Consider the following 22,097-nt stretch of genomic DNA (forward strand, 5'->3'; position numbering starts at 1 on the left):
GGGCTTCTTTTTTTTGTGGAATAAGATGTTAAGAGACGGGAAAAGCTGGTATACAAAGGACGGTGATTTCTCGATGATGGAAGAAACATGGGTGGTCGCAGTACGCTCGGTTATCGCTTTTCTGACCCTCATGATTTACACGCGGGTGCTGGGCAAACAGCAAATGGGCAACCTGACGTACTTTGATTACATAAACGGCATTACGATCGGTTCGATTGCGGGAACGTTCGCCACGGACCTTTCCTCCAAAGCATGGATTCATTTCGTCGCGCTGACCATTTTTACGTTGGTTACGATTATTTTTCAATATGTGACCTTGAAAAATCGTACCGTGTCCAAATGGTTTGACTCCGATCCTACGCTGGTGATCCAGAGCGGCAAAATTTTGGAACAAAACATGCATAAAATGCGCGTAAAATTCGATGAACTGACGATGATGCTGCGGCAAAAAGACGTGTTCGACATTACGACGGTCGACTATGGCATTCTTGAACCGGATGGAAGTCTCTCCGTTGTCCTGAAGCCGGAGAACCAACCGGTGACGGCCAAGGATATGCACATGAAGACAAGCCCGAACAAGCTCATGACCGAGCTGATCATTGACGGCGTACTGATCAAACAAAATCTCGAAGAACGAAACAAGGACATTCATTGGCTCACCGAGCAGCTTAAAAAGAAAAAAATAACGATCCAAGACATCGCCTTTGCCGCGATTTTGCCCAATGACAAACTGTACATCGACCTTTTCGAAGACAAAATCACGGAGAAAACGGACATGGGCGACTACGAAGGGCCGTTCTAACGGAAAGATTACACTGCAGGAGGGGATACAATGAAAGCACGATTGTGGCTGCTCTATGTGGTTCCCATCGTTCTGATTCTCATCTTTTGCGCCGTCATGGCTACGGGAACGATTCTCAAAAAACCGTGGGGCGAGAATGATCGCTTGGTTGAATCGGTGCAATCGCTGGAGAAACAAGTTGAAGCCAAACAGTGGACCCAAGCCAAGTCAGAAATCGAATATGCCCTGAAGGCGTGGGACCGAATCGTGGATCGCATCCAGTTCAGCGTGGAGCGTGAAACGATTTATGACATTCTGGGCACGCTTGCCCGCATGAAGGGTGGCGTCGCCGCAAAAGACGATAAGGCGATCATGGAGGAAATTTATTATTTTTATGTCCTGTGGGAAAATTTGGGCGATTGATTTTCACGAGAAAAGCGCTCCCTTTCAAGGGGGCGCTTTTTGGACTGCGGTGGAAGATTACTACTCCCTGCCCGCAGGATTTGCTCTTTTCCCATTCAACTATGCACTGCGTTGTCGTACTCTGCGAGAGCGGGCCCCGGATGCGGCGTTTTTGCCAAAAAAGGAAGTCAACGCTCCTTTGGCACACCATAGCGCAAACAAGGCAAAAAGTGTGCCCCAAAACAATGCAGGCATAAAGGTCTGGCCAGCCAGATTGGTTGCGTCTCCCGCAGCGGAAGGGTGCGTCCAGGACATCCAACCCACGTACATGGCGCTAACTACGGATTCTTCCAACGTAAGAAACGCCAGCAAAAGATAATAGAACTTGGCGAATTTGGCGCCAAAAATCATGATAACCGCATTCAGCGCGATAAAACCCGTTAGCCATAACATGCCGAATTCTCCCCGGACATACAGCAGAAGCGAGACGGCAGCGACCGCGGTCATGATCCCGAGTCCCCACATGTGCCGTCCTTTTCGATAAAGAACAAACAACAGCCAGGCAAACAGCGACGCGCACAGATAACCAGCCAGAGAAACCAGGATCGACCTGCCGGGCGTAAGCATCGAGGAATACGTAACGCCGCTATGGTCGGCATACAACTCAATGCGCAGCACTTTGCCGGATAATAGCAGCGTAACAAGCGCGTGGCCGAACTCGTGGATCATCGTATCCAAATTGCGGAACAACGATGAAAACGGAATAAAACGTGTAAGAAACGCCGAGCCCAGCAAAAACAATATCGTCTTGAGCCATTTGTTCAAATGTGGTGCCACCCCCCTGCTTTCCATTCAATCATATTCGCGAAAATACGGACGAAGCCGACTATTCGTTTCGGATTTCGAACCGCGCAGCGCAATGCTGCATCCACCAGCAGAAACTGCGGTTATGGCCGATAAAGAAGGATGACAGGTCATAACGGCCGGTGAGCTGATCCAGTGTGACAAGCAGCCTATTTCGCATACGGTTCATCGCAAACTCTACGAATTGGTCAGCCGCCCCATTCTGTACCAGTGTAACATATGCATACAAGGAATGGTCCACAGGTTCATCGAGGGGGCTTACTCCTGCACAAGAATATTCGGTCAGCATTCCCTTTTGAGACATCAGATCCAAGGCAGAAACCAACTGGAAATCCACTTCGATCCCATTCCATAACGTCGTTCGTTTGGGAGAAACGGTTGTTTTATCGCGTTCCGTCCACTGGAGAAGCTCTTGCCTGCGCCTTTTCCAGAGGTGAGCGGGTTGGTTGCTGAACAGCACTTCCTGTTCCGCCGAGGGCGGAAGGATCGTTGCTGCTTCCACCGCACGGGAACGGTTATGTAATGTTGAAGCTGAATCGCCGTCATCCTGAGAATCGGCATTCGAACGGGTCGTTAAACGGGCATCTTCATCCATATCCAAACCTCCTATTACTAAAACGCCCATTGGGCTGTATACAAAAACAAGAACATGCTTGTGCGCCTCAAGATCGTTTCTTCTGGAACTACACGGTATAGCCAATCCAAAAATAACGAAAGAGCACATTGCTGTGCTCTCAAAAGTTCTGGGAGGGTGCTACCCCCCTGTTACTTGGCTACATATATTGTACACTTGTTATGTACAAGCTAGCAAACCGGTTTATCTCGTTTCGCGGTGAATCGTCATTTTTTTCAGGCGGGGGGAATACTTTTTCATTTCCAGCCGCTCCGGGTGATTGCGTTTGTTCTTGGTGGTGGTATAGTTGCGGTCCCCGCACTCGGTGCAGGCTAAGGTTACGATGACTCTCATGGGTGATGCCTCCTTCGTTTTCTTAAATCGTAATAATTACTATTTAATCATAGTAGCTGAATTGTTTTCTGTTGTCAATGCCACGTCGGAAACGGATCCTTCAAATCCCTCCAATTCCGCTGCATCTCTTCATCCGTCAGCAGCGTTTCGTCCAGTGTCCGTTCAATCTCCGAACGGTCCATGTCAATGCCGATGAACACAAGCTTGGTTACCCGGTCCCCCCACGTCTCATCCCAATCCGGAATGTTCGGCAGCGTATCGCCAAAATGCAAATGACGTTCCTCCTCAGTCATCGCGCCGACCCACAATCCTGCCGGAGCCAGCTGCTTCGATGTACCGGCATGGCTAAAGGAAACGGCCATATGGTTGCGCGTCGCAAGCCACATCAGCCCTTTCGAACGAACGATGCTGTCCGGCCACTTGGCAATCCATCGAAGCAGGCGTTCGGGATGGAAAGGACGTTTGCGATGATATACGAACGAGTGAATGCCATACTCCTCCGTCTCGGGCGTATGCTCTTCCTTCATCAATTCCCGGATCCAGCCCGCAGACTGACTTGCCTTTTCGAAGTCGAAACGCCCCGTGTTCAAAATTTCATGCGGATCAATTCGCCCATGCGTCGTTCGGATCAGTTTGGCTGTCGGCTGCATCGCGCGGAGCGCCTTCTCCAGCTTGAGCAATTCCTCTTCCGTCACCAAATCACATTTGTTCAAGACCAATACATCGCAAAACTCGACCTGATCGGTCAACAGGTGCACGATCCCCCGCGTATCTCCTTCACCGGCTTCCTGGCCGCGATCCATCAGCGTCTCCCTTGAATAGAAATCCCGCCAAAATTGGGCTGCATCCACCACAGTTACCATCGTATCGAGGCGAGTAAATTTCGTCAGATCAATCCCGAGTTCTTCGTCGATGTATGTAAACGTCTGAGCAACAGGCACAGGCTCGCCAATCCCTGTCGATTCGATCAAAATATAATCAAAGGAGCCTTCCAAAGCGAGTCGCTCCACCTCTTTCAGCAAATCCTCGCGCAAGGTGCAGCAGATGCACCCATTGGACATTTCCACCAGTTTCTCATCGATACGAGACAAACCTCCGCCATCCCGGATCAACCCAGCGTCGATATTCACCTCGCTCAAATCATTGACGATCACAGCCACTCTCATGCCTTGGCGATTATAGAGCACATGATTCAGTAAAGTTGTTTTGCCCGCTCCCAAATATCCGCTCAATACGGTGACGGGAATGGGGCTGCGTGCTTGTCGTTGTTCCATGTATCGTTCCTCCGCTTCTCCAGATTCTTTCTGCCCTCTCCGTTATCGTGTAAATGTTTAGTTGAACCTGTATAATAAACAGAACGCTCTTGTTAATCGTAATAATTACTATTAGCAAATAATATACCTTATAGCAAATGCAATGTCAACGGCGCTATGTCTTTACATGCTAATAAATCGTAATTTTTATGATTAGATAGCTCCCAACAGTTATGTTGTCCAAGGTACAAGCATATATCTTAAACAAAACGATTGTGGAGGTCTGTCGATGAAGCTGGCAGCCAATCTGAAGCTCCTTACCTTCCTAATTCCCTGCGCATTTCTCATCCCCGTACTTGTTCTCATGGCGCCGGACCTGCAGCAAGCCTGGAACAGCGGGAGTATGCAAAGCATAAAAACGATATTGGTCAGCATCCTGCTCGAAGCCATGCCGTTCCTCCTCATTGGCGTACTGCTCTCTTCCCTGATGCAATGGTTTGTGTCCGAAGACATGGTGCGCAGGCTGACGCCAAAAAACCCCGTGCTGGGGATTATCGCCGCAGGCCTGCTCGGCATCGCGTTTCCGATTTGCGAGTGCGGTATGATTCCGGTCGTGCGCAGGTTAATGCGCAAAGGCATGCCTGCCTACATCGCCACGACGTTTATTCTCAGTGGACCTGTAGTAAATCCGGTTGTGTTCACGGCCACCTTGCTTGCCTTTCCGTCCCATCCCGAAATCGTGATCGCCCGCATGGGACTGGCTTTCGCCGTTGCGGCCATCGTCGGGGGGCTCGTCTATCTGTTCGCAAAACACAATCCGCTCCGCAAAACAAATGTACCGGACGAACTGTCCGTACAAACAACGGTGAGAACGCATCCCGGCTTCAAGATGGCACATCCGCACGTCCATAACGGACATGATCATTCGGATCATGAACATCCCAAAAACTGGCGCAGCTTTTTCATTCATGCGGGAGACGAGCTGTTCGACATGGGCAAATATTTGGTTCTTGGCGCCGTGATCACTGCCTGCATTCAAACCTTTGTCAGCCGGGCCGACTTGATTTCCCTCGGAAACGGGCCGATCTCGTCCTATGTATTCATGATGGCGTTCGCCTACGTGCTGTCCCTGTGTTCTACTTCCGATGCCTTCGTTGCTTCAGCTTTCTCACATACGTTTGCCCTTGGGCCGCTGTTGTCTTTTCTCGTGCTCGGACCAATGCTCGATTTCAAAAGCACCTTGATGCTGCTGTCCACGTTCCGCACCCGCTTTGTCATTGGCCTTGCGATCGCCATCATCGTTCTGGTGTTTGCGGGATCGTGGTTAATCAATGCATTTGCATGAGGTAGCTTAGCTTTAAGGCTGCGGAAGATTCCGAGCATCTTGCCTGCTCGCAGCTGAAGATACACGAACCGCAGAAGAAAAGAAAGGAGTCGATGCCATGGCTGCCGTGTTACGATCATCCCCAAAAATGCGTACTAACTTTTCCCGTTCAGTTCGCGTGCAATGGCACAGCCTGTTTCGTTCCGTTTGGCTCGGTGCGCTGGCCATATACATTATTCGGCTCAACGAAACCGATTCGCTGCACTATTATTTGGCTCCCTCGCTGCACCCGCTGCTCTTGTGCTGTCCGGTGCCGCTCTTGTTCATCTCGGCAATCATGGGTTGGCAAGGCGTTTTCGGTCATAAGCATGTGCATTGCGATTGCGAGCATCCACCGCCTTCGGGATGGATTCGTACCTCCCTTACCTACGGATTGGTTTGTTTTCCTTTACTGCTCGGCTTTTTGTTGCCTGATCTTGCATTGGGCAGCGCGATGGCTAGTCAGAAGGGCATGGCGCTTTCTTACGCACCTCCCGAAATCCGACGCAAAGAGCCTTTGCCGGAAGCAAACGCCATGAAGGTGCAGGATATTAACGGGCTCCCATCCAGAATGGATGCGTCCAAAGCTTCCAATGCAGCTGCCGCGGGGCAAGTGCAATTCATACCGCCTGACGAATACAGCCAGGAGTTCGCCGATCTCGCCCAAAAGCTGTACCGCGAACAGGTCATTCAGGTCCATCCGGCGATTTTCTCGGAAACGCTTGGTGCCATCGACATGTTTCAACGTCAATTTGCAGGCAAATCCATCTCGTTAACGGGCTTCGTATACCGGGATGAAGACATGAATCAGGATTCCCACTTTGCCCTTGGTCGTTTCCTGGTCATGTGCTGCCCGGCGGACGCCGCTCCCTTCGGCATTATGATCCATGTGCCCGACGCTGCGGCCTTCCCCACCGACAGCTGGGTTCAAATCGACGGCAGCATCGGTTCCGTGCAGGTGGACGGCAAAGATCGGCTGGAAATTCGTGCTGACAAAGTCATTCCTGTGGCTGAACCGTCGACGCCTTACATCTACACCAACGCAGATTCGGTGGAAGCCTATGACCAACTTCAGAATAGCGATACGGGGCAATAAAAAGCATATAAAAGAAAGCTATGTTTAATCCTTAGTGTTGATATTTGATGTTTACGAACACAGCCGCTTGAAACGCAGGATGGACCACTTTAACGATGTACAACTAAGTATTTAGAAACATAATCCGGCTTAGTTTCGCTACGTAGACAGCAAGGAATATGAAAACACAACGTCGAATAATAAAAACATGCATGTCACCTCTTGTCTCCTATGATAACTGAGAAAGGATGTAATCATGAAGGTTATCACTTTATGCGGTTCTACAAAATTCAAGAATCAATTTGAACAAGCAAATGCATATCTTACTCTTCAAGGAAATGTAGTTATTGGCTTAGCCTTCTTTGAACAAAGCGAAGGTTTTAAAATCACACAAGAACAAGCTGAATTACTGGGAAACATTCATTTGAGAAAGATTGATATTTCGGACGAAATATTCGTTATTAATGTCGATGGTTACATTGGCAACAGCACGCGAAAAGAAATTGAGTATGCTGAAAAGCAGGGTAAAACCATCCGTTACTACTCGGATGGAGAGATTCCATCTGGGTATTCAGTTAAACATTAGAATAAAACAGAGCCTAAAGAAAAAACCGCAAGCATGGGTTTCCACCATGCCTGCGGTTTTTCGTAATGTATTTCGTCCTTTTATTCGGTTACTATACCATGTACCAATACCGGAGCTTCCGCATGATCGGCAATCGTAATGTTTTCCTTGATTTTCTCGATCACGCTTGCGACATCCTCGCGATTGGCATGGATCGTAACAAGGGATTCGCCCGCTTTGACGGCATCCCCCACTTTTTTGTTCAACATCAGGCCAACGGCCAGATCAATCTCGGATTCTTTCGTTGCGCGTCCGGCACCAAGCAGCATGGCCGCCGTACCAATCTCGTCAGCGATAATTTCCGCTACGTATCCATCTTTATCCGCAGGCACTTCAATGAGATATTGAGCCTGAGGCAGACGTTCCGGATGATCCACGACCGAAGCGTCGCCGCCCTGATTGGCGAGGAACTGCTTGAACTTCTCCAACGCTTTGCCGTTGCGGATGACTTCTTTCAGTTTTTCCTCCGCGTCTTCCAGCGAATCTGCTTTGCCTGCAAGGAACACCATTTGCCGCCCGAGTGCAAGGCACAGTTCCTCAAGGTCTTTCGGCCCTTTGCCTTGCAGCGTCAGAATGGCTTCTTTCACTTCAAGCGCATTCCCGATCGCGAATCCAAGCGGTTGGGACATGTCGGAGATGACCGCCATCGTTTTGCGGCCGACATTGTTGCCGATGCTGACCATCGCGTGCGCAAGCTCTTTGGCGTCCTCTGCGGTTTTCATGAACGCGCCCGCGCCCGTCTTGACGTCCAGCACGATCGCGTCAGCGCCGGCGGCGATTTTTTTGCTCATGATCGAGCTGGCGATCAATGGAATGGAGTTGACCGTTGCCGTCACGTCGCGCAATGCGTACAGCTTTTTGTCCGCAGGCGTAAGGTTGCCGCTTTGTCCGATGACCGCAACTTTGTTTTCGTTCACGAGCCGGATGAACTCTTCTTTTTCCAGCTCGACGTGGAAACCGGCAACGGATTCCAGCTTGTCCGTAGTACCGCCGGTGTGGCCCAGGCCGCGTCCGGACATTTTGGCTACAGGCACGTCCAATGCCGCTACAAGCGGTGCCAGCACCAATGTCGTTGTATCGCCTACGCCGCCGGTGGAGTGCTTGTCTACCTTGATGCCTTCAATGGCGGAAAGGTCGATCGTTTCGCCGGAATTCACCATGGACATGGTAAGGTCAGCACGCTCTTTGTCCGTCATGTCATTGAAATACACGGCCATCGCCCATGCACTGACTTGATAATCCGGAATTTCGCCTTGGGTATATCCTTGAACGACAAAATCGATCTCGGCCGTCGTCAGCTCTTTCCCGTCGCGTTTCTTGGCTATAATGTCTACCATTCTCATGGCCTGATCTCTCCTTTGAGGTTTATATTGTGAATTGGTGTCATACTTACAGCGTAATGGCTGTATCCAGGGCGACAACCATCATGTCGTTGAACGTTTTTTGGCGTTCTTCGGCCGACGTTTCTTCGCCTGTCAACAAGTGGTCGCTTACGGTAAGGATCGTCAGCGCGTTTACACCGAACTTCGCTGCAATCGTATACAGTGCTGTCGTTTCCATTTCCACGCCCAATACGCCGTGCTGCATCAGCTTTTCTGTCACGGAACGGTCGTCGCGATAGAAGGAATCGGAGCTGAACACGTTGCCGACATGAATGTTCATGCCTTTTTCGGTAGCGCGGTCATATGCGGCCTTAAGCAGAGAGAACGTCGCGATTGGAGAAAAGTCGTATCCGCCGAACACCAGCTTGTTCATGCTGGAATCCGTACAAGCCGCTTGGGCCAAAATGACATCGCGAACGCGAACGTGCTCCTGCATGCCTCCGCAAGTGCCCACGCGAATCAGGTTTTTAACGCCATAATCGCGGATCAACTCGTTCGCATAGATCGCGAAGGAAGGAATGCCCATGCCCGAACCTTGCACCGAAATCCGTTTTCCTTGATATGTACCCGTGAAACCAAGCATGCCGCGCACCTCGTTATAACACACCACGTCTTCAAGGTACGTATCCGCAATGTATTTTGCGCGCAAAGGATCTCCCGGCAACAGAATCGTTTCCGCAATATCTCCCGGTTTTGCTCCAATATGTGTACTCATCGTATGTTCTCCTCCATTAACCAATGAATTGTGTTCGTTTATCAGGTGTGTCGACTTTCATCGACCATGGGCGAAGCTAAGCCGAAGCAGCAGGACTGCCCCGGCTCATTGCTCCTCCCGATTATTTAAGTTCGCTCAGGAAACTTGTGCCATGTTCCGGCAGTTTTACGCCGAAATTGTCGGCCACGGTTGCTCCTACGTCGGCAAACGTACGTCGCTGCTCCAGCCGTTTGCCTCCTGCAAAGCGAGGGGAGTATACCAGCAGCGGCACATACTCGCGCGTGTGATCCGTTCCGCGATAGGTTGGATCGTTACCGTGGTCTGCTGTGATGATCAGCAAATCTTCTTCCGTCATTTTACCCATAATTTCCGGCAGGCGTGAATCGTAGTCTTCCAGCGCTTGCGCATAGCCTTGCGGATCGCGGCGATGGCCATATAACGCGTCGAAATCCACCAGGTTCACGAAGCTAAGGCCAGTGAACGCTTCGTCCATCGTTTCGGAAAGCTTGTCCATGCCGTCCATGTTGGAAACGGTACGAATCGCCTTGGTCACCCCTTCGCCGTCATAGATATCGGAAATTTTGCCAAGCGCAATGACATCGAAACCGCCGTCCTTCAGCTCGTTCATCACGGTGCGGCCGAACGGTTTCAACGCGTAGTCATGGCGGTTCGCCGTACGTTTGAAGCTGCCTGGTTCACCCACGAACGGACGTGCGATGATGCGGCCGAGCATGTACGGGTCATCCAGCGTGATTTCGCGGCAGAACTCGCAAATTTCGTACAATTCCTTCAGCGGAACGACGTCTTCATGCGCAGCGATCTGCAGCACCGAATCTGCGGAGGTATAAATGATCAACGCACCGGTCTTTACATGCTCTTCGCCCAGCTCGTCAATGATTTCCGTACCGCTCGCCGGCTTGTTGCCGATGACTTTGCGGCCCGTTTTTTCTTCGATGCGCCGGATCAGCTCATCCGGGAAGCCGTCGGGGAATACGCGAAACGGCGTATCGATGTACAGCCCCATCAGCTCCCAGTGACCCGTCATCGTATCTTTTCCTTTGGACGCTTCCTGCATTTTGGTGTAAAACGCCTTCGGCGCATCCGCTACCGCCACGCCTTCGATTTCCTTGATGTTGGACAACCCCAGGCTGGCCATATGAGGCATGTTCAGCCCGCCGCGCTCACGCGCGATGTGGCCGAACGTATCGACGTCATAATCGTCGAAATCCGCTGCGTCCGGCGCCTCGCCGATTCCGACGGAATCCATGACGATCAGGTGTATTCTTTTGAATGTTGACATAGTTGAAGCACTCCTTCCAAATGATCCGGCTTACAAAAACAGTCCGGCGATGACCGCGGACAGCACGCTGACCAGCGATGCACCGTAAAGCAGCTTCAGACCGAAGCGGGCCACCACGTTGCTCTGTTTTTCATGAAGGCCCTTCACCGCACCGGCGATAATGCCGATGGAGGAGAAATTGGCGAACGACACCAGAAAGACGGATACGATGCCTGTCGTTCTGGCAGACAGCGCCGTTTGCTGGGTCAGACTCAGCATGGCCACAAATTCGTTCGAGACCAGCTTTGTCGCCATGATGCTTCCTGCCTGCACCGCTTCTCCCCAGGGAATACCCATCACAAACGCAAGCGGGGCAAACACATAACCGAGCAGTTGCTGGAATGAAATGCCGAGCACGGCGCTAAAAATGCCATTCACAAGCGCAATCAAAGCCACGAAGCCAATAAGCATCGCCGCTACCGTGATGGCGACCTTGAAACCATCCATGATGTATTCGCCCAGCATTTCAAAGAACGATTGTTTCCCCTCTTCCTGCACTTCCAATATATCTTCTTCCTCGGTAACCCGGTAAGGGTTGACGATGGACGCGATGATAAAACCGCCAAACAGGTTCAGCACCAGTGCCGTAACCACATATTTCGGGTCAATCATGGACATATAGGCCCCGACGATCGACATGGATACCGTTGACATGGCCGAGGCGCACAGGGTATACAGTCGATGCTTTGGCAACAGGCCGATTTGCTTTTTGACCGAAATGAACACTTCCGATTGCCCCAGTATGGCTGAAGCAACCGCGTTATACGATTCCAGTTTGCCCATTCCGTTGATTTTGCTTAATACCAGACCAATATATTTTATAACAAAAGGCAAGATTCGGATATACTGCAATATGCCGATCAGCGCCGAGATAAAAACGATCGGCATTAGCACGCTCAAGAAGAACGGAACGCCTCCGCTCTCCGCGCCGACGGTCGTCAATCCGCCGAACACAAACGAGATCCCTTCGTTCGCGTAATCGAGCAAGTTTTTAAAAACAGACGCAAAACCGCCGATCAAAAATGTGCCGATCTCAGTATTGAGCAGCAAATAAGCAAGTATTAGCTGCAGAACGATCATGACGGCAAGGGGACGGTAACGAATGTTCTTTCGGCCGTTGCTGGCGAGATAAGCCAGTCCAAACACCACCAGCAAACCGACAATCGCGATCAGAAATTTCATGTCTTCACTCCTTTGAAGTTGGTTGGGCCTGATGCAAGTCTTCGGATCAAAGGTTGCTTTGCCATGAATTAACCTTTCAGAAACAAGGTGAAGCGCTTACAATAGAGCCGGAATCCAAATAGCCAGCGTTGAGTTGTTCTCTTATGGAAAAGAGCGGAATCTACTGCATGGCTAATGGAACGAGGCCTGTATGCTAGTGCCCTAGTGTGATTAATTCGTGCGGTTTATATAGCTTCGCCTTAATAAGAAGATGTTGATTGTCCGCCTTGCATGATTTTCACGCCGGAGCTGGCTCCGATGCGCGTTGCGCCTGCTTCGATCATTTTTTGCATGTCTTCGAGGCTGCGCACGCCGCCGGATGCTTTAACGCCTACATTCGGGCCCACCGTACGGCGCATCAGCGCGATGTCTTCCGGAGTGGCTCCACCCGTGGAGAATCCTGTGGACGTTTTAACGAAATCAGCACCTGCTCTAACTGCCGCTTCGCAAACACGAACCTTCTCGTCATCGGTAAGCAGACAGGTTTCGATGATGACTTTCACCAACGCTTTGCCTGCTGCAGCTTCCACGACCGCACGGATGTCCTGCTCCACGTAATCGTCCTTGCCGTCCTTCAAAGCGCTGATGTTAATGACCATATCCACCTCGGTAGCACCTTTGGCAATGGCATCTTTGGTTTCGAATGCTTTCGTTTCGGATGTGGACGCACCCAGAGGGAAACCGATGACCGTGCAAATATCGACGCCAGTGCCTTGAAGCTGTTCGGTGGCGTAAGCAACCCAGCCCGGATTGACGCAAACGGAAGCAAATTGATATTGTTTCGCTTCTTCCGTCAGTTTATGGATTTCACTTTGCGTAGCATCGGCGCGCAGCAAGGTATGATCAATCATTTTTGCGAGTTGTGATGTATTCAATCGAATCTCTCCCTTAGTTTTCTGAACTGATGAATTCCATACTGTTACACTACCATGAACATATGTAAAAATCAATTTGAACTTTCGTTCAACCTGTTAAGATAACTTGGGTTGCCATACGACTTATCTTTTGCCTAAAAAAACAAAACATCCACCGATTGTCTTTGGCAGATGTTGTCACCGCTTTCTATATTAACCGGTTTGCCACCGGCAAGCATTATTCCAACGGCGGCTGAAGGATCTGCCGCGATTCGGCGGCGGCTTTACATTCGCAGCAGTGCTTGCGCCGTGTACTGGTCCGTAACCAGGGTGTTCGCATAATGTCCTCTCAATGCCGCATGGATGGCTTCGATCTTACGCTGCCCACCGGCAACGAGAATCGATTTGTCTTTTTTGCGCAGCTCGCCCAAATCGATCCCCACGGTTCTGCTGTTGATCTCATCGCTGATCAATCGGCCTTCCGCGTCAAAGAAGCGGGAACAGATGTCTCCCACGCCGTTTTCCATCAGAAGCCGCTGCTCCGTTTCGTTGAAATAGCCCAATTTGAACAGAAGCGCATCTTCTTTCACCGTTCCCACGGTGAAGACCGCGATGTTGGCCTGTCTCCCGAGTTCCACGATCCTTCCGATATGCCTGTCGGCTTCGACCATTTTCTTCACTTCAATATTGTCGAAAATGACCGGCAACGGCAAATACCGCGGAACGGTATGAAAGGCTTCGGCGAACAAATGCGCAATCTCTGCCGCATGAGTATTCACGTGTGAATGGCTGACTCCGCCCTTCAGCTGAACGACTTCAACGCCCTTGACTTGTTTTGGGCGCAGCTGGCGTGCCACGTCATGCATCGTCGTTCCCCAGGTCACGCCGATGATATCGGTATCCTGCACGATCTCATGCATATAATCGGCCGCACGTTTGCTGATGTGTTTCCGGATCTCTTCATCGCTTTTGATCGGAGCAAAACAGACCAGCGCCGTTTCAAGCCCATATTTGGCCTTCAACTCGTCGGCAATGATGTCGATGTCCTCCAGCGGGTCCATAATTTCGATGCGTACATACCCGCGATCCTTGGCGTACTGTAACAAACGGGATACCGTAGGGCGCGACACGCCGAGCCTCTCGGCGATATCCTGCTGGCTGTAATCCGATTGATAGTACAATTTGGCTGCTTCAATGCTCAGTCTTTGCTTTTCCAAATCCATCCCTGCTCGCCTCGCTTCACTATAAGCCCAATTATGCCTGACTTAACGTTGTCCCACCACAAGCCTTGGAAAACGCGTCCTGTTCATTATACATGAATCGCTGCAAGGGTCACTATTCCCGCACAAAAAGCCTGCCTCTCCTAGCATAGCGCTAGGATAGACAAGCTTGGCGGTATATATCTATATGATTATATATATTTAGAGCGAAAGCTGTTGTATTATCTGCCGGCACCGGATCGGGTGATCGTTTCCAACTTGCGTGAAATGGCATTGCGGTCGACTTTAAGCCCCCACAATTCCTCGATGATTTTTTCTTTTTCGTCCGGTTCGTCCGTATCCTTCAACTGCAGCAGCAAAGCATGCATTTGTTCATTAATATGTTCAAACTGTACCCAGAGGTCGTGTCTGACCTCATGCGAATCCCGATGGCGGTTTGCCTCTACCTCTTCGCGGAGTGCATCCAAAATGGATTGCTTCCATTCATCATCCCCGAGCCGGTCAGCCATGTTCAGGAGATCCAGATAATCGTCGACAAGCAGCGAGTTCAATTCATCGTATGTTTTCATCGTTTATTGCATCCCCCTACGGTTTGTTTACCAAGTATTATACTCGGAAATAGCGGATATGCAATAGTTGTCGAAAAAAGAAATTCATTTATTTTCACGAATCAGGATTTAAGCTGCTGCAGCAGCTGGACGCGGTACGCCTCCGTTTCCAGAGACTGGATCTCTTTATATTGTTCAGCCGTAAGCGCTCTGGGTTCTCCGACCGACTGGGCGATCATGTACACCTTGGCGCTTTCCTCAACGACTTGTGTACGATAATAGGCTTCCCGCAGATTTTTGCCGATCGTCACCAGACCATGGTTCGCCAGGATCAAGGCGCTATGCTGCCCTGGTCCCACTTTCGCGGAGACGGTATCGGCAAGGCGTTTGGTGGTTGGCAGTACATAAGGGACCATACCGATGTCCCCCACGAGTGCGGATTGATCGGGAAAGAGGTGCGGCAGTTCGTCGTATACCAGGCTGAGCGCAATGGTGTAGGCCGGATGCGTGTGTACGATCGCTTGAATGCCCGCATTAACGCGATACGCGAACAAGTGCATCAGCACTTCGGATGAAGGGCGGGGAGAGCCTGGCCGCGTCTCCCCCGTGAAAATATCCACGGCAACCCACTCATCCGGTTCCAGTTCTTCCAGCGCATAACCGCTCGGGGAAAGCAGCATCGTGTCGCCCGCGCGTGCGCTGATGTTTCCGCCGGGTCCTACCACCAGTCCTTGCGCGACCGCTTTTCTGGCATACTTCGTCAGTTCCTCCCGCACCTGCTGTTCCGTCTGTTCCAACATGTCCTCTCCACTCCTTTATATCCAAGGTTTAGATCATTCTATTTACGTCTGCATGTTCAATCGCTGATACGTGCCGTATGCTTCCTGCCATTGCGCCATTTCCTGGGGTTCATACGTCTGTGGTGAAAAAGAAACCTTCATGACCTCCCGGATCTCGCCGAGATGGGCAAATTCGCCCTGGGCCATCAACTGGACCATGCAGTTGCCGGCCGAGGTAGCCTCGGCTGGGCCAGCGATGACCGGAATGCCGGCAGCATTTGCGGTCAACTGACACAGCAGCCGGTTATGCACCCCGCCCCCCACCATATGAATCACGCGCGGCTCAACCCCCGTAACCCGTTCAAGTTCTTCCAGCGTCTGCCTGAACTCCAGGGCAAGGCTTTCGATGATACAGCGCACGACGGCTCCAACCGTCGCGGGCACCGTTTGCCTGTTGGCCTCGCACTGCTTGCGAATCCGCTCTGGCATGTTGCCCGGTGCCATGAACGCTTCGTCAGCCAAGGAGACGTAACACAGGTGCGGTGTGGACGTGGCGGCGAGCTGGACCAGTTCCTCGTGCGAGAACGATCGCCCCTCCCGCTCCCACTGTCGCTTGCATTCCTGTAGAAGCCACAGGCCGGATCGGTTTTTGAGCAGGCGAATCCTGCCGTCTACCGTACCTTCATTGGTAAACCCCAGGTCGCGGGCCGTATCATTCAATACCGGCTTATCCATTTCCATGCCCATAAGCGACCATGTTCCACAGCTGATAAACGCATGGTCCGAACCTGTGGCTGGAATGGCCGCAACGGCGGAGGCGGTATCATGCGAACCCGCAGCCACAACCTGAATGGGGCCAGTCTGCAATTCTTTGCGCAGGTCGCCGGACAGTCCACCTAGGATCGTTCCAGAAGGAACGACCTCGGGGAACAACGTTTCCGGCAGCCCCAACCGGTGTAAGAGCGGTTCGTTCCATTGCGATCGCCCAGCCTGAAGCAACCCGCTGGTGCTTGCGATCGTATATTCGCAAGATTGCACGCCAGAGAGATAATAGTGGAACAGATCCGGCATGAACATCATCCGCGTATCCGAACCCAGATGTCCGGCATGCTCCCGCGCACGTCCGAACAATTGGAACACGCTGTTGATCTGCTGGGGCAATACGCCGGACATCAGGTACAGTTCCCGTTCGCTGACGAGGCGCACGGCCTCCTGCATCCACGCTTTGTTGCTTGCATCGCGATAATGGCGCGGATTTCGAAGCAGCCTCCCGGTTCCGTCCACCAGGCCGAAATCAACGCCCCATGTATCTACCGCCATGGAACGGATCCCGGACACGGACCGTGCCCCTTTCGCGATGCCTTCCTTGAGTTCATGATAGAGCCGCAGGAAATCCCAATACAGGTCTGCGCCGAGCTGCACGGGATCGTTGGCGAACCTGTGCACCTCTTGCAACTCAAGCTTTGCGCCGTCATAGCTGCCCCGAACCACCCGGCCGCTTCCGGCCCCGAAATCTGCGGCAAGCACGCGGATTGCCTGCTTTCCCATCCGCTATTCCTCCTTTTAGAACCGATGATCGACAATGTCTGTAAGCAATCCTAGCGGTACAATGGGCCAAAGGTGCTGCATGCACGGTAATCGGCATTTTCCGGTTCGCTCGTGCCGAACAGTCCCCATGCTCGCGGCCGGAAAATGTCTTCAGCAGGCACGTTATGCATGCTGACCGGTATGCGCAGCATGGAAGCCAGCGTCAGCAGGTCTGCGCCGATATGGCCATATGAGATGGAGCCATGATTCGCTCCCCATTGGTTCATGACTTCGTACACGGAGGTAAAGGCTCCCGAACCGGTCAGGATCGGGGCAAACCAGGTCGATGGCCAAGTCGGGTCCGTGCGTTGATCGAGCGCATCGTGCACGTCCTCCGGCAGATCCACCGTATATCCTTGGGCAATTTGAAGCACCGGGCCAAGTCCCTTGACCAGATTGAGCCGGGTCATCGTGACAGGCATGCCGCCCCGCGTAAGGAAATCCGCCGAGAAACCGCCGCCCCTGAAATATTCCACCGATGCCGGTCTCCAGGATGTGGCCCCCAGGCACGCCTTGGCTTCTTCATCCGTTATTTCCCAAAACGGCTTCAGCGCCGGCTTACCGTCCCGGGTCTGTTCGCCCGTGCCGTCCAGCGCCGCCGAACCGGAGTTGATCAGATGAAGGATACCGTCCTGCGCAAGACCTTCCAGCTGATGTCCTGTTACCCGTTTGACGGAGTCCGGGCTCCAATACGTACGCACATCGGCAAAAATCTGCGCGGTATGTGTCAGCAAGGAACCGAACAGCATGGATACGCCGTTCAAGCTGTCGTTTTCCGTAGCGACAAGATAAGGCGCACGTCTTCCGTTCCAGTCGAAGGAGGAATTCAGCATCGATTCGAGGAAATCCCCGTTCGGCGCATGATCCGTCCACTGGCGTTGTCCTTGAAAACCGGATACGATCGCATGGTGACCCATCGATTCTTCGGCATAACCGAGCTCGGCAAGCCTTGGATTTCCGGCCATCAAATCCCGCACGATTTGCGTCATTTTCACGACCGTTTCCCATTCGTAATCCTTCCGCTTGCGATCCGTCTGTAAATGCGGTGGATTGTTATCCGGGCCTTCAATGCAGTTCTCTTTCACCCAAGCGAGCGCCAGCTTGTATTCCTCGGGATCGTAGATTTCTTCCTCGATGCGGCGCGTCAGTTCGCTCATGTCCACATATTCGTTCCGCATGCCGAGATATTCCTGAAAGAACGCATCGTTCACGATGGAGCCGGCAATCCCCATGGAAACCGAACCGATCGACAGATAAGCCCGGCCTTTCATCGTGGCTACTGCGAGCGCTGCGCGGCTGAAACGCAGCAGCTTCTCCCGCACATCGTCCGGAATCGAAGAGTCTCCCCCATCCTGAACATGTTCACCGTAAATGCCGAACGCCGGAATCCCTTTCTGGGCATGAGCCGAAAGTACAGCCGCCAAATATACCGCACCCGGCCGCTCCGTGCCGTTGAATCCCCAAATCGCCGTCGGCGTCGAAGGGGACATATCCATCGTTTCCGTGCCGTAACACCAGCAAGGGGTGACCGTAATCGTAACGCCTACGTTGGAGCGGTTGAACAGTTCACCCGCAGCCGCAGCCTCGGCGGCACCGCCAATGCAGGATTCGGCAATGATGCATTCTACCGGCGAGCCGTCAGGGTATCGAAGTTCAGCCGAGATCAATTCGGCCACGCTGGTGGCCATGCGCATCGTTTGCTCCTCCAGCGATTCGCGAACTCCCTTGCGTCTTCCGTCAATCGTGGGACGAATGCCAATCTTGGGAAAAGCCTGCTTATAACGGTAATCCTGATGTGTCATCGTTAAGCGTCCTCCTTTAATGGGTCCATGGAATTTCGCGAATCACGTTACGATGCCTTATTTTCTTGTGCCCACAGCCTTGTATACGGGTTTTCGCTCGTTTTGAATGCGTTTACATAACTTTGGTTAAATACACCGATACAATCCCTGCGCATGGGACCTCATTTTCAATGGATATGTACCTCACCCTTCTATGATGTAAACAGCCATTTTAGGCAAGAAGGATGCTGTGAAAATGAAGTCTTTTGTTAGTAGGGTTATCGGTAACCCTAACATAGCATGCACTTCTCTTGCTGTCAATCGCGGTCATCCTATAAAATGGGAGGAACAACACCCGAGAAAGGTTCGATCATATTGATTACCATTTATGACATTGCCAAAAAAGCCAACGTCTCTGCGATGACGGTTTCCAAAGTCATCAATCAGACGGGGCGAATCAGTTCCGCAACGCGTGAACGCGTGCAGCAGGTCATTGACGAGCTCGGATATATTCCGAATTCAAACGCACGAAGTCTCGTGCTTCAGCGGACCGGCATACTGTCCCTGCTCATTACCGATATTACCAATCCGTTCTATACTACCCTGGCACGGGGAGCGGAGGATGCAGCCCATGAACGCGGATACCGCCTGCTGTTCGCCAACAGCGATGAAGATTACGGGAAGGAAAAAAGTTATGTCGAGGCCCTGCTGTCCACTCGGGTCGACGGCGTACTGTTTGCGCCTGCCGGAGACCGGTCGCTGGACCATTTGCAGCAATTGCAGGCACGCAGCATTCCGTTTGTCATTCTGGACCGCACCGTTCCGGGCATCACGTCAGACGTTATTGCCGGCGACAGCCGCGAAGGCGCCCTCCAGCTGATGCGTTACCTCGTGAAGCTCGGCCACCGGCGCATTGCGCTCGTCAATGGTTCTCCCGATGTGTCGACGGCCCGCTTGCGGGAACAGGGGTATATGGAGGGATTGCAGGAAGCCGGACTAGATGCCGATCCATCCTTCGTGCTGCGGACAGACTACCGGGATTTCCGGGACGAGCAAGCGCTCCATTCATTACTGGACGGCCCGGACGGCCCTACGGCCATTTTTGCCGCGAACAATCTCGTTGCGATCGGAGTCATTCGGATTTTGCGAAAAAAAGGGCTTGCCGTGCCTGACGACGTTTCGGTCGTCTGTTTCGACGATCTGGATGCAGCGTCCGCGTTCGATCCGTTCCTGACCGTTGCGGCGCAGCCGGCCTATGAATTCGGCGCCCGAGGCATGCGGATGCTGATCGATCGGATCGAGGACAAGGCGCCAGCCGAGCCCCAGACGGTCATTCTGCCATCGGAGCTGCGCATACGCGCGTCGGCGACTTCACCACGATCTGCACCGTGGTGAGTGATGGAGCAATTTGCTGAATACGCGGATGGTTCCGGGTATGGTTTCATCCGCCGCTTAATAAACAAAGACCATGCATCGCGTTGGATGCATGGTCTCTTTATAATAACCGCGTATGCTCAGCTCGATCGTAGATTCGTGGTCGCATTAATCATACTTTGGGACATTATCGTTCAAACGTTGGATTGAAGCGCGAGCGCGACTTCTCTGACAAGACCCGGGAACCAGTCCATCAATGCCTCGAACGAATACCCTTCCTGCTCCGCTTTCGCTGTATCCATGAACCACGATTGCGCCACGCCGAACGGCGACATGTCTTCCGGCCCTGTCCGGGTCAGGATCTGGGCCTGCATGCCGGTCACGGTTTCGATCAGGTTCATCATCGCCGACAGGGTGATCGTGCCTTTGGATGCAGCGTTGACAGGACCCGTCAACGAATGTTTGCCAAGCCATGCGAGAAACCTCGCCGCTTCGGTCGAGTTGATGAAGGCGATCTCCGCATCTTTGTTCGGAATGCCGATCGGCTTGCCCTTTTGCACGTGTTCGACATGGAAATGCAGACGTTTCGTATAATCATCGATGCCGAGCACGATCGGGATGCGCATCGCAGCCACCGGAAAATCAGCCTGTTGGAAAAATACCGCCTCCGCCAGCCGTTTGCCCTCCCCGTAGGAGAAATCGTCGCGGCCTCCCGGTTGGACCGGATATGTATATGGATCAAAATCGGTCTCCGTAAACCCGGGGCGCGGATCGCCATAGACGGACAACGTTGACGTCAGCACATAACGCCGCGTTCTTCCCTTGAAGGCCTCACAAGCGGATGTGGCGTCATTCGGCGAATAACAGATGTTGTCGTAGACGACATCCCAGTGGTCCGACTGCGCGGCAGCCGCAAGGGATTGCGGATCTTCCCGGTCCAATTTGATCCGTCTCACCTCTTCTGGGAAACCTGGATCCGTGTTGCCGCGCGTAGCGATTGTTATCTCCGATTGGCCTTCCCATAACAGATGGTCTACCAGACGTTTGCCAAAGAAACGCGTACCGCCAAGAATAAGCACTTTTTTCATTCCCATTTAACCTCCTCTGCACGTTCTGACTTAAACCAAATTATAACGGGCGCTGACGAAGAACAACAAATTCCGGAAAGCGGCAACCTGCCTGATTTCAACCACTGATGTTTCACAGCGGAGGAAAAATCCCTGCCTGATAAGATCATTTTCGGATGATTAGCATCGTGTGTGCGCCCGACTGGAACTCGTATGCGGTCTTCACTTCCGATACGGAATACCCGGAATCCGCCACCGAAGCCAGCAGCTCATCCATTTGACTGTAGCGTTTCCCCGAACGATCTGCCGTAGGGAAAATGCGCAGCTCCCCTTTGGTCACCCGCAGCAGCTCCCGCAAGGTACGCACATGGAAATCCAGATCCAGCTGATCTGCGTAGGTAAAAAGGAAATGGGCCGATAACGTCAAATCGAACCGTTCATCCTCAAACGGCAGACCAGGCAGCACGGCTGAGACATAACGTTCCGGAAAGTTGGCCATGTCATCGGTACTCGCTCTGAGCGCACGCAATCGTTCCACTTTCAGGCCGTCGATCGACCCGTGCTCCTCCCAACGAAAGCCGTCGCTTACTTTGGACAACTGCCGCATCGTATGATCGATGTCTGCCTGCCCCTTCAACCTTAAACTCTCCAAATCAAACGCATACGCGATATCGGCCGCAACGGCACGGGCACCGAGCTCGCAGGCTCGCGCCGTAAAGGAACATGCGCCTCCCGGACAATCCAGAATGGATGTGCCACGCAGTTCTTCCGGACGAAGATCGAACATGCGCACGTATTCTTCAAACGTTCTTCCGATAAACACGATCTGGTCCAGCTCCAAAGCGGACGACCGTCCCGTTTGCTCTTCTCTTCTGTTCTCGCTCATCTCTACTCGCCTCG

22 protein-coding genes are annotated in these 22,097 nt (G+C 52.3%); 6 read left to right on the forward strand and 16 right to left on the reverse strand.

The window, feature by feature from the left end; translation table 11 throughout:
• Nucleotides 1–73: 73 nt before the first annotated feature.
• Nucleotides 74–802: a DUF421 domain-containing protein gene (locus RSX24_RS10300; RefSeq protein ID WP_236414265.1), complete on the forward strand. Its 729-nt coding sequence runs from the start codon at nt 74–76 to the stop codon at nt 800–802.
• A 30-nt stretch (nt 803–832) separates the two neighbouring features.
• Nucleotides 833–1,204, forward strand: coding sequence for a DUF4363 family protein (locus RSX24_RS10305; RefSeq protein ID WP_236414264.1), 372 nt, complete (start codon nt 833–835; stop codon nt 1,202–1,204).
• Nucleotides 1,205–1,303: 99 nt separating this feature from the next.
• Here the strand turns inward: RSX24_RS10305 and RSX24_RS10310 are convergent, their stop codons facing one another.
• From RSX24_RS10310 to RSX24_RS10325, 4 genes are all read right to left on the reverse strand, one after another.
• Nucleotides 1,304–2,008 (reverse strand): M50 family metallopeptidase, encoded by a 705-nt coding sequence (locus RSX24_RS10310; RefSeq protein WP_343260528.1) that lies wholly within the window; start codon nt 2,006–2,008, stop codon nt 1,304–1,306.
• 61 nt (nt 2,009–2,069) lie between these two features.
• Nucleotides 2,070–2,642: a hypothetical protein gene (locus RSX24_RS10315; protein WP_343260529.1), complete on the reverse strand. Its 573-nt coding sequence runs from the start codon at nt 2,640–2,642 to the stop codon at nt 2,070–2,072.
• A 222-nt stretch (nt 2,643–2,864) separates the two neighbouring features.
• The gene (gene rpmG, locus RSX24_RS10320) at nt 2,865–3,014 is read right to left on the reverse strand and encodes a 50S ribosomal protein L33 (protein WP_036613813.1); all 150 of its coding nucleotides are present in this window, start codon (nt 3,012–3,014) and stop codon (nt 2,865–2,867) included.
• Between the two features lie 74 nt (nt 3,015–3,088).
• Nucleotides 3,089–4,288 carry a GTP-binding protein gene (locus RSX24_RS10325; RefSeq protein WP_343260530.1) on the reverse strand — a complete coding sequence of 400 codons (1,200 nt, stop codon included), beginning with the start codon at nt 4,286–4,288 and terminating at the stop codon, nt 3,089–3,091.
• A 268-nt stretch (nt 4,289–4,556) separates the two neighbouring features.
• Between RSX24_RS10325 and RSX24_RS10330 the strand changes: the two genes are divergently transcribed.
• The 3 genes from RSX24_RS10330 (at nt 4,557) to RSX24_RS10340 (ending at nt 7,291) form a co-directional block, all read left to right on the forward strand.
• Nucleotides 4,557–5,612 (forward strand): permease, encoded by a 1,056-nt coding sequence (locus tag RSX24_RS10330; RefSeq protein ID WP_236414260.1) that lies wholly within the window; start codon nt 4,557–4,559, stop codon nt 5,610–5,612.
• A gap of 97 nt (nt 5,613–5,709) precedes the next feature.
• Nucleotides 5,710–6,726, forward strand: a complete 1,017-nt coding sequence (locus RSX24_RS10335) for a TIGR03943 family putative permease subunit (protein WP_343260531.1) — start codon at nt 5,710–5,712, stop codon at nt 6,724–6,726.
• A 235-nt stretch (nt 6,727–6,961) separates the two neighbouring features.
• The gene (locus tag RSX24_RS10340; RefSeq protein WP_339272168.1) at nt 6,962–7,291 is read left to right on the forward strand and encodes a hypothetical protein; all 330 of its coding nucleotides are present in this window, start codon (nt 6,962–6,964) and stop codon (nt 7,289–7,291) included.
• A gap of 80 nt (nt 7,292–7,371) precedes the next feature.
• Here the strand turns inward: RSX24_RS10340 and RSX24_RS10345 are convergent, their stop codons facing one another.
• The 10 genes from RSX24_RS10345 to RSX24_RS10390 all read right to left on the reverse strand — a co-directional run bounded on the left by RSX24_RS10345 (nt 7,372) and on the right by RSX24_RS10390 (nt 18,777).
• Nucleotides 7,372–8,673, reverse strand: a complete 1,302-nt coding sequence (locus RSX24_RS10345) for a pyrimidine-nucleoside phosphorylase (RefSeq protein WP_236414258.1) — start codon at nt 8,671–8,673, stop codon at nt 7,372–7,374.
• Nucleotides 8,674–8,719: 46 nt separating this feature from the next.
• Nucleotides 8,720–9,427, reverse strand: coding sequence for a purine-nucleoside phosphorylase (gene deoD / locus RSX24_RS10350; RefSeq protein ID WP_236414257.1), 708 nt, complete (start codon nt 9,425–9,427; stop codon nt 8,720–8,722).
• 121 nt (nt 9,428–9,548) lie between these two features.
• A complete protein-coding gene (gene deoB / locus RSX24_RS10355; protein ID WP_343260532.1) occupies nt 9,549–10,727 on the reverse strand; it encodes a phosphopentomutase in 1,179 nt (392 codons plus the stop codon).
• A 30-nt stretch (nt 10,728–10,757) separates the two neighbouring features.
• The gene (locus RSX24_RS10360; protein WP_236414255.1) at nt 10,758–11,948 is read right to left on the reverse strand and encodes a NupC/NupG family nucleoside CNT transporter; all 1,191 of its coding nucleotides are present in this window, start codon (nt 11,946–11,948) and stop codon (nt 10,758–10,760) included.
• A gap of 239 nt (nt 11,949–12,187) precedes the next feature.
• A complete protein-coding gene (deoC, locus tag RSX24_RS10365; RefSeq protein WP_343260879.1) occupies nt 12,188–12,838 on the reverse strand; it encodes a deoxyribose-phosphate aldolase in 651 nt (216 codons plus the stop codon).
• A 287-nt stretch (nt 12,839–13,125) separates the two neighbouring features.
• Nucleotides 13,126–14,064, reverse strand: coding sequence for a DNA-binding transcriptional repressor DeoR (deoR, locus tag RSX24_RS10370; protein ID WP_236414254.1), 939 nt, complete (start codon nt 14,062–14,064; stop codon nt 13,126–13,128).
• Between the two features lie 218 nt (nt 14,065–14,282).
• Nucleotides 14,283–14,630: a hypothetical protein gene (locus RSX24_RS10375; RefSeq protein ID WP_339272165.1), complete on the reverse strand. Its 348-nt coding sequence runs from the start codon at nt 14,628–14,630 to the stop codon at nt 14,283–14,285.
• Between the two features lie 101 nt (nt 14,631–14,731).
• Nucleotides 14,732–15,409, reverse strand: coding sequence for a class II aldolase/adducin family protein (locus RSX24_RS10380; protein WP_343260533.1), 678 nt, complete (start codon nt 15,407–15,409; stop codon nt 14,732–14,734).
• Nucleotides 15,410–15,451: 42 nt separating this feature from the next.
• The gene (locus tag RSX24_RS10385) at nt 15,452–16,936 is read right to left on the reverse strand and encodes a rhamnulokinase (RefSeq protein WP_343260534.1); all 1,485 of its coding nucleotides are present in this window, start codon (nt 16,934–16,936) and stop codon (nt 15,452–15,454) included.
• Nucleotides 16,937–16,986: 50 nt separating this feature from the next.
• The gene (locus RSX24_RS10390) at nt 16,987–18,777 is read right to left on the reverse strand and encodes an L-fucose isomerase (protein WP_343260535.1); all 1,791 of its coding nucleotides are present in this window, start codon (nt 18,775–18,777) and stop codon (nt 16,987–16,989) included.
• 354 nt (nt 18,778–19,131) lie between these two features.
• On the opposite strand from RSX24_RS10390, the gene RSX24_RS10395 reads away from it, so the two are divergent.
• Nucleotides 19,132–20,151 (forward strand): LacI family DNA-binding transcriptional regulator, encoded by a 1,020-nt coding sequence (locus RSX24_RS10395; protein WP_339278292.1) that lies wholly within the window; start codon nt 19,132–19,134, stop codon nt 20,149–20,151.
• 173 nt (nt 20,152–20,324) lie between these two features.
• Here the strand turns inward: RSX24_RS10395 and RSX24_RS10400 are convergent, their stop codons facing one another.
• Together RSX24_RS10400 and RSX24_RS10405 are read right to left on the reverse strand one after the other, a co-directional pair.
• Entirely contained in the window at nt 20,325–21,218 is an 894-nt protein-coding gene (locus RSX24_RS10400) for an NAD-dependent epimerase/dehydratase family protein (RefSeq protein WP_343260536.1), read from the reverse strand.
• 145 nt (nt 21,219–21,363) lie between these two features.
• Complete coding sequence (locus RSX24_RS10405; protein ID WP_343260537.1) at nt 21,364–22,083, reverse strand: class I SAM-dependent methyltransferase; 720 nt, start codon at nt 22,081–22,083, stop codon at nt 21,364–21,366.
• Nucleotides 22,084–22,097 lie beyond the last annotated feature (14 nt).

This window comes from Paenibacillus hubeiensis (genome assembly GCF_032334105.1).
Lineage (GTDB): Bacteria > Bacillota > Bacilli > Paenibacillales > Paenibacillaceae > Paenibacillus > Paenibacillus hubeiensis.

Excerpts from the sequence above, each read along its gene's own strand:
- RSX24_RS10400 (WP_343260536.1), bottom strand. The coding sequence starts at position 21,218 with ATGAAAAAAGTGCTTATTCTTGGCGGTACGCGTTTCTTTGGCAAACGT.
- deoC (WP_343260879.1), bottom strand. The coding sequence starts at position 12,838 with ATGATTGATCATACCTTGCTGCGCGCCGATGCTACGCAAAGTGAAATC.
- deoR (WP_236414254.1), bottom strand. The coding sequence starts at position 14,064 with ATGGATTTGGAAAAGCAAAGACTGAGCATTGAAGCAGCCAAATTGTAC.
- deoD (WP_236414257.1), bottom strand. The coding sequence starts at position 9,427 with ATGAGTACACATATTGGAGCAAAACCGGGAGATATTGCGGAAACGATT.
- RSX24_RS10345 (WP_236414258.1), bottom strand. The coding sequence starts at position 8,673 with ATGAGAATGGTAGACATTATAGCCAAGAAACGCGACGGGAAAGAGCTG.
- RSX24_RS10340 (WP_339272168.1), top strand. The coding sequence starts at position 6,962 with ATGAAGGTTATCACTTTATGCGGTTCTACAAAATTCAAGAATCAATTT.
- RSX24_RS10385 (WP_343260534.1), bottom strand. The coding sequence starts at position 16,936 with ATGGGAAAGCAGGCAATCCGCGTGCTTGCCGCAGATTTCGGGGCCGGA.
- RSX24_RS10305 (WP_236414264.1), top strand. The coding sequence starts at position 833 with ATGAAAGCACGATTGTGGCTGCTCTATGTGGTTCCCATCGTTCTGATT.
- RSX24_RS10405 (WP_343260537.1), bottom strand. The coding sequence starts at position 22,083 with ATGAGCGAGAACAGAAGAGAAGAGCAAACGGGACGGTCGTCCGCTTTG.
- RSX24_RS10325 (WP_343260530.1), bottom strand. The coding sequence starts at position 4,288 with ATGGAACAACGACAAGCACGCAGCCCCATTCCCGTCACCGTATTGAGC.
- RSX24_RS10315 (WP_343260529.1), bottom strand. The coding sequence starts at position 2,642 with ATGGATGAAGATGCCCGTTTAACGACCCGTTCGAATGCCGATTCTCAG.
- RSX24_RS10360 (WP_236414255.1), bottom strand. The coding sequence starts at position 11,948 with ATGAAATTTCTGATCGCGATTGTCGGTTTGCTGGTGGTGTTTGGACTG.
- RSX24_RS10380 (WP_343260533.1), bottom strand. The coding sequence starts at position 15,409 with ATGTTGGAACAGACGGAACAGCAGGTGCGGGAGGAACTGACGAAGTAT.
- RSX24_RS10375 (WP_339272165.1), bottom strand. The coding sequence starts at position 14,630 with ATGAAAACATACGATGAATTGAACTCGCTGCTTGTCGACGATTATCTG.
- deoB (WP_343260532.1), bottom strand. The coding sequence starts at position 10,727 with ATGTCAACATTCAAAAGAATACACCTGATCGTCATGGATTCCGTCGGA.
- RSX24_RS10300 (WP_236414265.1), top strand. The coding sequence starts at position 74 with ATGATGGAAGAAACATGGGTGGTCGCAGTACGCTCGGTTATCGCTTTT.
- RSX24_RS10330 (WP_236414260.1), top strand. The coding sequence starts at position 4,557 with ATGAAGCTGGCAGCCAATCTGAAGCTCCTTACCTTCCTAATTCCCTGC.
- rpmG (WP_036613813.1), bottom strand. The coding sequence starts at position 3,014 with ATGAGAGTCATCGTAACCTTAGCCTGCACCGAGTGCGGGGACCGCAAC.
- RSX24_RS10390 (WP_343260535.1), bottom strand. The coding sequence starts at position 18,777 with ATGACACATCAGGATTACCGTTATAAGCAGGCTTTTCCCAAGATTGGC.
- RSX24_RS10335 (WP_343260531.1), top strand. The coding sequence starts at position 5,710 with ATGGCTGCCGTGTTACGATCATCCCCAAAAATGCGTACTAACTTTTCC.